We start from the raw sequence: 2,592 nt of genomic DNA, 5'->3' as shown, positions 1-2,592 counted from the left end.
GCATCCAGTAGTCGTTGTACATCTTCGACAGGTACTTGTTGCCGGTGTCGCAGACGAACACGAGCACGCGCTTCGGCGTGGTCTGCTCGCGGCAATACTTGAGCGCCGCCGCCAGCAGGGTGCCGGTGGACGAGCCGCCCAGGATGCCCTCCTTCGCCAGCAGCTCGCGAGCGGTGTGGAAACTCTCCGCGTCGCTGATCGCGTAGGCCTTCTTGACCCGGCTGAAATCCGAGATCTGCGGCAGGAAGTCTTCGCCGATGCCCTCCACCAGCCAGCTGCCCGACTTCGTGCTGAGCGTGCCTTCGTTGATGTACTGCGTCAGGATCGATCCGACGGGATCGGCCAGTACCATTTCGGTCTGCGGCGATTGCTCCGCGAAGCAGCGCGACAGGCCGGTCATGGTGCCGGAACTACCGCAGCCGAAGACGATGGCATCCAGCCGGCCGTCCATCTGGCGCAGGATTTCAGGGCCGGTACCGTACTCGTGCGCGGCCGGATTGTCGGGGTTGCCGAACTGGTTGATGAAGTAGGCGCCGGGTGTCTCGCGCGCGATGCGCTCGGCCAGGTCCTGATAATACTCAGGGTGCCCCTTGGCGACGTCCGAACGGGTCAGGATGACCTCGGCGCCCATCGCCTTGAGGTTGAAGATCTTCTCCCGGCTCATCTTGTCCGGGACCACCAGCATCAGCTTGTAACCCTTCTGCTGCGCGACCAGCGCCAGGCCGATGCCGGTATTGCCGGCCGTGCCCTCGACGAGGGTGGCGCCAGGCTTCAGGTCGCCGCGCTTTTCGGCGGCCTCGATCATCGACATGCCGATGCGGTCCTTGATGGACCCGCCGGGGTTGGCGCTCTCGAGTTTCAGGTAGAGGGTGCAGAGCCCGGTGTCGAGGCGCTTGGCCTGGACGATCGGCGTGTCGCCAATCAGCTCGAGTACGGAAGAGTGGATCGCCATGCGGCCGTGCATCCGGTGCGGTACGGGCCCGGATTATCGCACTTGGGTGACGCGGACGGCGACGGCCGACGAGGAGGCCGCCGMCGCCCGCGACGAGAAAGTGAGGCGCCTAGTGCGGTTTGGCGTCGTAGATCCGGAGCAATCGCTCCTTCGCGTGCAGCTTTTCGCGCTTCATCTGGCCGAGCAGGGTGTCATCGATGGGCAGCACGCCGAGTTCGGCGTCGGTGACCTTCTTGTCCAGCTCGCGGTGGCGCTGGTAGAGCTGCTTGAACTCCGGATCGGCCTTGATGAGCGCATCAATGTCGGCCTGCGGTTGACCTTCGAACATGATCATTACCTCCTTCAGCGGAAATACGAACGCCCCGGCCTTCACAGGCACGGGGCGTTGGCTTGGGAGCGGAGCCTCTGGCCGGCGGCACCGGTGCGTCCCGCCAGGACGCCCACGGCCAGCTGCTTGCCGGCGGCGGTCTCCAGGGGTATCGGAACGGGCGTCATCGGGTCGATTCTCCGGTGAGCCAAGCGACGGGAGTCGCTTGGGAATATGACCCTACTCCTCGACCAGCAGGCCGGCAAGCGCGATGTCAAGTCATTGATTCTGAAAGGAAACCGCACGCGGGACAATGTTCAGGCTATTCGCCGGGAAGCCAGAAAGGTTCATCCAAGCTCATGATTTTCAAGGGAAAATCAGTGCGTGATGATCATTTCCAGCGCCCGAGCCTTGGTACCCGTACCTTTCGCGATGCTCTGCAGGCGCGACTTCTGCACCCCGGCCGCCGTCAGCGCGTCGCGCAAGGCATCCGCACGACGCTGCCCCGGCGTCTGGTTGTCGCCGTAGCCCTCGATCCGGGCGCGCGCCTTGGGGTTGGCTTGCAAATACGCGGCCAGTGCGCTCGCGGTGGATGTGCCGCCGCCCGATAGCTTGGCGGAATTGCCAGCGAACACGTTGGCGCCCAGCGTGAATACCTCGCCCCGCGCCTCGAACTTCGAGGCAGGCAACTTGGCCCCGGACACCAGCTCGGCCTCTTCGCGGGCGAGTTTCAGCTCCCGCTGGCGAGCGGCACTCAATCGGTTGGCCTGCTGGCCTGCCACGGTATCGAGGGTGGTCTCGGCCTCCTGCCGCGCCAGTGCCTCGGCCTCGGCGGCCAGCCGCAGGCGTTCGGTTTCCTCGGCCTGGATCTGCGCCTGCACGCGAAGACGTTCGGCCTCGCGCCGGGCACGCTCGGCCTCGCGTCGGCTCGCCTCGACCAGCAGTTCGCTGCGCGTACGGTCCAGGCGATCGGCCTCGCGGCGTGCCGCCTGGGTCCGCGCGGCGATCTCGGCGATCTCGACCCGACGTTCGGCCACGAACTGCAGGGTTTCGCGTTGACTGCGACGGCCCTTGTACAGCGCCGTCACCGCATGCTGCGCCTGCAATTTCTCGTACGCCGCGTGCTCGCTCAGGACGGGATCGGACTGCAGTGCCGCCAGGCGCTGGCTGAGCTGGGCGACCACCGGGTTGTCGGCGGCGATCGCGGTGGCCGCCACCAAGGGCAGCACTAGGGCCAGCGACAGCCGAACCATGCGGTCGTAAGCGCTCATCGACCGCCCTCCCCGAGCTGGCGCTGCAGGTCCGCGATCTCCGCGCGGCGCTGGTCCACATC

The 2,592-nt window shown here is 66.2% G+C and carries 4 protein-coding genes; all 4 read right to left on the bottom strand.

Features of this window, described 5'->3' with window-relative positions; all coding sequences use genetic code 11:
• Positions 1-952: PLP-dependent cysteine synthase family protein (locus AC04L7_RS16385; RefSeq protein ID WP_475513427.1), on the bottom strand; the 952-nt coding region annotated here is incomplete at its 3' end.
• A gap of 109 nt (positions 953-1,061) precedes the next feature.
• Positions 1,062-1,280: an HP1242/YdcH family protein gene (locus AC04L7_RS16380; protein WP_055940917.1), complete on the bottom strand. Its 219-nt coding sequence runs from the start codon at positions 1,278-1,280 to the stop codon at positions 1,062-1,064.
• A 41-nt stretch (positions 1,281-1,321) separates the two neighbouring features.
• Positions 1,322-1,447, bottom strand: coding sequence for a hypothetical protein (locus AC04L7_RS16375; protein WP_296279532.1), 126 nt, complete (start codon positions 1,445-1,447; stop codon positions 1,322-1,324).
• Positions 1,448-1,636: 189 nt separating this feature from the next.
• Positions 1,637-2,530, bottom strand: a complete 894-nt coding sequence (locus AC04L7_RS16370; protein WP_435996826.1) for an OmpA family protein — start codon at positions 2,528-2,530, stop codon at positions 1,637-1,639.
• Between the last annotated feature and the right edge of the window lie 62 nt (positions 2,531-2,592).

It is taken from the genome of Pseudoxanthomonas sp. LjRoot204_2 (assembly GCF_056175765.1).
Note: the sequence above shows the minus strand (reverse complement) of the source record. Positions and strands in the feature narration are given on the sequence as shown.